Source organism: Streptomyces sp. NPDC002054 (assembly GCF_040296685.1).
Taxonomy (GTDB): Bacteria; Actinomycetota; Actinomycetes; order Streptomycetales; family Streptomycetaceae; genus Streptomyces.
The window spans coordinates 38,926-46,082 of sequence record NZ_JBEOXT010000053.1 but is presented as its reverse complement, the minus strand read 5'-3'; the positions used below and the strand labels follow the sequence as shown (position 1 = coordinate 46,082).

Annotated in this window: 5 protein-coding genes; 2 read left to right on the top strand and 3 right to left on the bottom strand. The window is 69.8% G+C overall.

The window, feature by feature from the left end; genetic code table 11:
- Positions 1-362: 362 nt before the first annotated feature.
- Positions 363-1,370, bottom strand: coding sequence for a stage II sporulation protein M (locus tag ABT123_RS34000; RefSeq protein ID WP_351321843.1), 1,008 nt, complete (start codon positions 1,368-1,370; stop codon positions 363-365).
- A gap of 117 nt (positions 1,371-1,487) precedes the next feature.
- Between ABT123_RS34000 and ABT123_RS33995 the strand changes: the two genes are divergently transcribed.
- Entirely contained in the window at positions 1,488-2,510 is a 1,023-nt protein-coding gene (locus ABT123_RS33995; protein WP_351321841.1) for an RDD family protein, read from the top strand.
- Here ABT123_RS33995 and ABT123_RS33990 read toward each other — a convergent pair.
- A complete protein-coding gene (locus ABT123_RS33990; protein ID WP_351321839.1) occupies positions 2,507-3,130 on the bottom strand; it encodes a hypothetical protein in 624 nt (207 codons plus the stop codon). The genes ABT123_RS33995 and ABT123_RS33990 overlap by 4 nt on opposite strands.
- A 119-nt stretch (positions 3,131-3,249) precedes the next feature.
- Positions 3,250-4,686: an adenosylhomocysteinase gene (ahcY, locus tag ABT123_RS33985; RefSeq protein WP_351321837.1), complete on the bottom strand. Its 1,437-nt coding sequence runs from the start codon at positions 4,684-4,686 to the stop codon at positions 3,250-3,252.
- A 342-nt stretch (positions 4,687-5,028) separates the two neighbouring features.
- Here ahcY and ABT123_RS33980 point away from each other — a divergent pair, with 342 nt between their 5' ends.
- Entirely contained in the window at positions 5,029-7,098 is a 2,070-nt protein-coding gene (locus ABT123_RS33980; RefSeq protein ID WP_502971145.1) for a fructose-specific PTS transporter subunit EIIC, read from the top strand.
- Positions 7,099-7,157 lie beyond the last annotated feature (59 nt).

Here is a 7,157-nt window from a genome sequence, read left to right as displayed (position 1 = left end):
TTCCTCCGGGCGCTTCCTTCGTTCTTGCTTTGTTCTTGCGTTTCCGACTCTATCAGATCTTTTCGGACCCGATTTCCTCGGTGCTTTCCAGGTTCCCGCTTTCGCGTTTCCCTTTCCGGCGGTTCCGACTCTATCAGACAATCTCACCGGGTTTTTCCGGCTTCGATATCCGATAGGGATTCGGAGAGTGTGCTCCACCGGTGGAATTTATTTCCAGCTCGGGAGCGAGATTGATTCTAGTCGCTCGCCTCCAGACTGTCCAGTCCGTGGCAACCGTTCGAATCTACCTCCCCACGCGGGCCGTGTCAACGGTCTTTGCGGGACGACGAGGAGACTAGCAGCTCAGCAGGGCTGTACGCACATCAGGCCGCGGTCGGCAGCTTCGCGCTGCGGTCGGCGGCTTCCACGTCGCCCGTCTCGCCGGCCCGGGCGGCCCGGCCGCCGAGCACGTAGACGTACAGAAGGAAGGCCGCCTCCGCTACGACGCCGATGGTGATGCGAGCCCAGGTGGGGAGGCCGGACGGGGTCACGAAGCCCTCGATCAAACCCGAGACGAACAGCACCAGGGCGAGACCGATGGCCATCCCGAGGGCGGCGCGGCCCTGTTCCGCGAGGGCTTCGCGGCGGCTGCGGGGGCCCGGGTCGATGACCGTCCAGCCCAGGCGGAGGCCGGTGCCGGCGGCCACGAAGACGGCGGTCAGTTCGAGCAGGCCGTGCGGGAGGATCAGGCCGAGGAAGACGTCGAGGCGGTCGGCCGAGGCCATCAGGCCGAAGCCGACGCCGAGGTTGGCCATGTTCAGCAGGAGGATCCAGAGCACCGGGATCCCCAGGAAGGCGCCCAGCACCAGGCACATCGCGGCTGCCTGGGCGTTGTTCGTCCACACCTGGGCGGCGAAGGAGGCCGCCGGGTGGCTCGAGTAGTACGTCTCGTACTCCCCGCCCGGCTTCGTCAGTGCCCTCAGTTCCTCCGGAGCGGCGATCGAGGCCTGTACCTCGGGGTGCACGGCGATCCACCAGCCGATCAACACGCCGACCGCGACCGACAGCAGCGCAGTCGGGATCCACCAGCGGCGGCTGCGGTACACGGCGGCCGGGAATCCGGCGGTGAGGAAGCGGGCCGCGTCCCGCCAGGAGGAACGGCGGGCACCGGTCACGGTGGCGCGGGCGCGGGCCACCAGCTGGGTCAGGCGGCCGGTGAGCATGGGATCGGGGGTGCTCGACTGGATGAGGGAGAGGTGGGTGGCGGTGCGCTGGTAGAGGGAGACGAGTTCGTCCGCCTCGGCCCCGGTGAGCCGGCGTCCCCGGCCGAGCAGCTGTTCCAGGCGGTCCCATTCCGCCCGGTGCGCGGTCACGAAGACGTCGAGATCCATCCGCTTGGTGCTCCCCTGCCCCGTCGGTTGTCCACAGCACTTACTTCGTCCGCGGTCAGCTTGGCAGACTTGATGAACGAGGGGCAGGTCAGGTCAGGCAGGGAAGGGTGGGCTTCGGTGAGCGATCTGGTGACGGGGGACGCGGTCGTCCTGGGGTTGCGGCCGGCCCGGCTGCCGAGCCGGGCGCTGGCGATTCTGCTGGATCTGGTCGTGTACGTCGCGGGGTACCTGCTGGTGTCCGTCGGGCTCGTGTTCGCCACCGCGTCCCTGGACGATGCCGCGCTCGCCGCGGTGAACGTGGCGGCGTTCCTGCTGATTCTGGTGGGGGTGCCGATCGCGGTGGAGACGCTGTCCCATGGGCGGTCGCTGGGGAAGCTGGCCTTCGGGCTGCGGGTGGTGCGGGACGACGGCGGGCCGATCCGGTTCCGGCATGCGCTGGTGCGCGGGGCCATGGGTGTGATCGAGCTGCTGCTGACCTTGGGGGTGGTCGCCTCCATAGCCTCGCTGGTGTCCGAGCGGGGGCGGCGGCTCGGGGATGTGTTCGGGGGGACGCTGGTGGTCCGGGAGCGGGTGCCGGGGGCCCGGGTGATGCCGGTGCCGCCTCCGCCGCCGTGGCTGGCCGGGCGGTTCACGGCGCTGGACCTGTCGGGCGTACCCGATGGGCTGTGGCTGGCGATCCGGCAGTACCTGACCCGGATGGGGCAGCTGGACCCACAGGTGAGCATGCAGATGGCAGGACGGCTTGCGGACGATCTCGTGGCGCGTACGGGGGCGCTGCCGCCGGCCGGGGTGCCGGCCGCGGCGTTCCTGGCGGCCGTGGTGCACGAACGGCAGTCGCGGGACGCGGCGCGGGCCTTCGGTCCGGGGCAGATACCGGGTGGGGCGATGGCGCCGGGTGGGGCGATGACACCCCTGGCCGGCCCTGGGCCCATACCCGGGCCGGGACCAATACCCGGGCCGGGGCCGATACCCGGGCCGCAGCCCATATCCGGGCCGGGGCCGATGCCGGGGCCGGTCGCGGTGGGTCCGTCTGAGTCCCAGGGAGTGCCGTACGCGGGTGCGTCCGGGGGGCCGGCCGTTGGGCCGGTGGCGCCGGGGGCCTCGCCCGCGCGGAGTACCGGGTTCGCTCCGCCGGCCTAGTAGTCCGTCGGGAACACCGAGGGCGGGGTCTCCAGGTGTTCGAGTTCGATGCCGGGCGCGGAGAGGACCACGTCGCCGGCGATGTGGATGGTGTGCACCTCGCCCGTGTCCAGCGCGGACACCTGGTACTCGTCGACCGCCAGCAGGCCGCTGTCGGTGCTGTGGTTCTGGGTTCGGAGCAGGGCCCAGGCCTGGTCGACCGTACGGGGGGCCAGCACCGGGTCGGTGAAGTTCACCAGGCGGATCCGGGTGGCGGGGGCTCCGGGGGTCAGGCGCAGGAGTCGGCTGGTGGCGACGAGGAAGGCCGGGGAGGTGCCGGTGAAGGAGGGGGCGCGGACGTTGCCCTCGGTGGCCTCGGTGCCGGTGGGGTCGGTACGGACCCAGGTGACTCCGTCGATGGCGGCGCCGCGGACCTGCCAGCTCGCGGCGTTGAGTTCGAGACGGATCGGGCGGCCGAGCTCGTCGATCGCCAGGTCCACGGAGCCGGCGTGCTCGCCTTCGGGGGTGGTGCGCTGGGAGACGTACCGCCAGCCGGAGGGGCCGGGGGCGCAGTGGAAGTGCTCCTCGCCGAGCGGGGCGTGATCGTGCGGATCGTGGAGCGAGTAGCGACCGCGGGGCATGGTGCACGTTCCTTGGGGTGGGGCCTTGGGGGTGGGGGCCTTGCGTACGGGGAATGGGGCAGGCCCCCGACACGGGTGCCGGGGGCCTGCCTTGGGTGCTGGTGCTGCCGCGCTGTGGATCAGTAGCGGTAGTGGTCCGGCTTGTACGGGCCCTCGACCTTGACGCCGATGTAGGCGGCCTGCTCCGGGCGGAGGGTGGTGAGCTTGACGCCGAGGGCGTCGAGGTGGAGGCGGGCGACCTTCTCGTCGAGGTGCTTGGGCAGCACGTAGACCTCGGTCGGGTACTCCTCCGGCTTGGTGAAGAGCTCGATCTGGGCCAGGGTCTGGTCCGCGAAGGAGTTCGACATGACGAAGGAGGGGTGGCCGGTCGCGTTGCCGAGGTTCAGCAGACGGCCCTCGGAGAGGACGATCAGGACCTTGCCGTCGGCGAAGGTCCAGGTGTGGACCTGCGGCTTGACCTCGTCCTTGACGATGCCCTCGATCTTCGCGAGACCGGCCATGTCGATCTCGTTGTCGAAGTGGCCGATGTTGCCCACGATGGCCTGGTGCTTCATCTTGGCCATGTCGGCGGCCATGATGATGTCCTTGTTGCCGGTGGTGGTGATGAAGATGTCGGCGGTCTCCACGACGTCGTCGAGGGTGGCGACCTGGTAGCCGTCCATCGCCGCCTGAAGGGCGCAGATGGGGTCGATCTCGGTGATGATGACGCGGGCGCCCTGGCCGCGGAGGGACTCGGCGCAGCCCTTGCCGACGTCGCCGTAGCCGAAGACCACGGCGGTCTTGCCGCCGATGAGGACGTCGGTGGCGCGGTTGATGCCGTCGATGAGGGAGTGGCGGCAGCCGTACTTGTTGTCGAACTTCGACTTGGTGACGGCGTCGTTCACGTTGATCGCCGGGAAGAGCAGGGTGCCCTCGGCCATCATCTCGTAGAGGCGGTGGACACCGGTGGTGGTCTCCTCCGTCACGCCGCGGACCTCGGAGGCGAGCTGGGTCCACTTCTGGGGGGACTCGCCGAGGGTGCGGTTGAGCAGGGTGAGGATGTGGCGGTACTCCTCGGAGTCCGCGGTGGACGGGTCCGGGGCCGCGCCGGCCTTTTCGAACTCGACGCCCTTGTGGACGAGGAGGGTGGCGTCACCACCGTCGTCGAGGATCATGTTCGGGCCGCCGGTGGGGGTGTTCGGCCAGGTCAGCGCCTGCTCCGTGCACCACCAGTACTCCTCGAGGGTCTCGCCCTTCCAGGCGAAGACCGGGATGCCCTGCGGGTTCTCCGGGGTGCCGTTCGGGCCGACCGCGATGGCGGCGGCGGCGTGGTCCTGGGTGGAGTAGATGTTGCAGGAGGCCCAGCGGACGTCGGCGCCGAGGGCGGCCAGGGTCTCGATCAGGACGGCCGTCTGGATCGTCATGTGGAGCGAGCCGGTGATGCGGGCGCCGGCGAGGGGCTGGGCCTCGGCGTACTCACGGCGGATCGACATCAGGCCGGGCATCTCGTGCTCGGCCAGGGTGATCTCCTTGCGGCCGAACGCGGCAAGGGAAAGGTCTGCGACCTTGAAGTCCATGCGTGCTGCTCCTCATGGTGAGAGAGGGTGGGTACGGCTGAGCCGTGCACCGGTCCGGGGGTTCCCGGGGAGGCGCACCGAGCACAGTCCGTCGGAGGCCCTCTCTCCTCTCGGCCGGTCACGCGGACCGCCCGACCGCCATCAGCAGCGACGTCTGGCACTGCCACCGAATCTACACCGATCGGCCCAGTGAGCCCCAGTCGGCCGACGGGACGTGTCAGGTCATCTCTTTGGGTCCTCCGGCGGCTCCGTTTCGGGCCTTTCGGACTTTTGATGCACTGCTTACGTGGGGAAGGATGCCGTGTGCACGCCCCAGCAGGACCACCGCGTGAGGAGATTTCAGTGACCAGTCCGGTCGGCCCCCAGAAGCGCCTGAAGCTGCTCGCCGTGACCGCGTGCCCCACCGGGATCGCGCACACCTACATGGCCGCGGAGAAGCTCCAGCAGGCTGCGGAGCGTCTCGGTGTGGAGATGAAGGTGGAGACCCAGGGCTCCATCGGGGCCGAGAACGTGCTCTCCGACAACGATGTCAGAGACGCCGACGGCGTCATCATCGCCGCCGACAAGGAGGTCGACCGCGAGCGGTTCGCCGGCAAGCGGGTGCTGTCCACCGGTGTTGCGGACGGCATCCACCGGCCGGAGGGGCTGATCCGGCAGGTGCAGAGCGCTCCCGTGCAGGAGGGCACGGTGCCTGCGGCCGGGGCGGCCGGCGGCGCGGGTGGCGGCAAGGAGCGGAGTCTCGCGTACAAGGCGCTGATGAACGGTGTCTCGTACATGATCCCGTTCGTGGTGGTGGGCGGTCTGCTGATTGCCATCGCGCTGGCGCTGGGCGGCCATGCGACGGACGAGGGCTACGTGACCACCCCGGGCACCTTCTGGGACCACATCTTCCAGATCGGTGTCATCGGCTTCACCCTGATGATCCCGATCCTGTCCGGCTATATCGCGTACGCGATCGGCGACCGGCCCGCGCTGGTGCCCGGCATGATCGGCGGCTTTATCGCCAATACCGGGGCGCTGTACGACTCCGAGTCGGGCGCGGGCTTCATCGGGGCGATCGTGACCGGCTTCCTGGCCGGTTATCTGGTCATGTGGATCAAGAAGGTCAAGGTCCCCAAGGTTGTCCAGCCGATCATGCCGATCATCGTGATCCCGATCGTGTCGACCACGGCGCTGGGTCTGTTCTTCATCTACGTCATCGGCAAACCCATCTCGTGGGTGTTCGAGTCGCTGACCAGCTGGCTGTCCGGGATGACCGGCACCAGCGCGATCCTGCTGGGCGCCCTGCTCGGCCTGATGATCGCCTTCGATATGGGCGGGCCGGTCAACAAGACCGCCTTCCTCTTCGGTGCGGGTCTTATCGCGTCGGGCAACTACGCGGTGATGGGCATGTGCGCGGCGGCCATTCCGGTCATGCCGCTCGGCCAGGGCCTGGCGACCGTGCTGCGCCGCCGGCGGTACTCCGAGCAGGAACGGGAGGCCGGCATGGCGGCGATCTTCATGGGCATGTTCGGCATCTCCGAGGGCGCCATTCCGTTCGCGGCGGCCCGGCCGGCGATCGTCATCCCGGCGAACATGCTGGGTGGCGCGGTGGCCGGTGCGATCGCGGGTGCGGCGGGGGTGGGCGACCATGTGCCGCACGGTGGGCCGGTTGTGGCCGCGCTGGGCGCGATCAGCGGGGTGGGCTGGTTCCTGGTGGCCATCGCGGTGGGCACGGTGGTGACCGCGCTGACGACCAATGCGCTGATCGATCTCAAGGCGCGCCGGAACGGTGAAGGCAGCCCGGTCCCCACGGTGGCATCCGGCACGCCGGAGCCGGTTCTCGCCGGGGTGGGTGCGGGTACGGGTGACGTTGCGGAGATGGGTGCGGAGGCCACCGCGACAGCGGCGGTGCAGGTCGCGCCGGCCGCCGGTGCCGCCGTCGCCGCGGCGACCGCCGTCACAGAGGCCCACCCGGAAGTGCTCTCCGGGTACCTGACCGCGCGCACCGTGAAGACCGAGCTGGCCGCGGACGCCAAGGAGCCCGCGATCCGCGAGCTGGCCGAGATGCTGGCCGGCACCGGCAACGTACGGGACGTGGACGAGCTGGTCCGGGTCGCGCTGGCGCGCGAGGCGCAGGGCACCACGGGGCTGGGCGAGTCGATCGCCATCCCGCACGCCAAGACGGACGCGGTCAGCCGGCCGACGGTGGGCTTCGCCCGGTCCTCGGAGGGCATCGAATGGGGTTCGCTGGACGGTACGAAGGCCCGGCTCATCTTCATGATCTCGGTGCCGGAGGCCGCAGCGGGCGATGAGCACCTGCGGATCCTGGCACTGCTGTCCCGGAAGCTGATGAACCCGGACTTCCGGGACCGGCTCCAGTCCGCTCCGGACAAGCCGGCCATCCTCGACGTGCTCCGCGAGATCGAGTAGCAGGGGCGGAAAGCTCGAAGGCCCCCGTGAGCTGGTGCTCGTGGGGGCCTTCGGCGTGC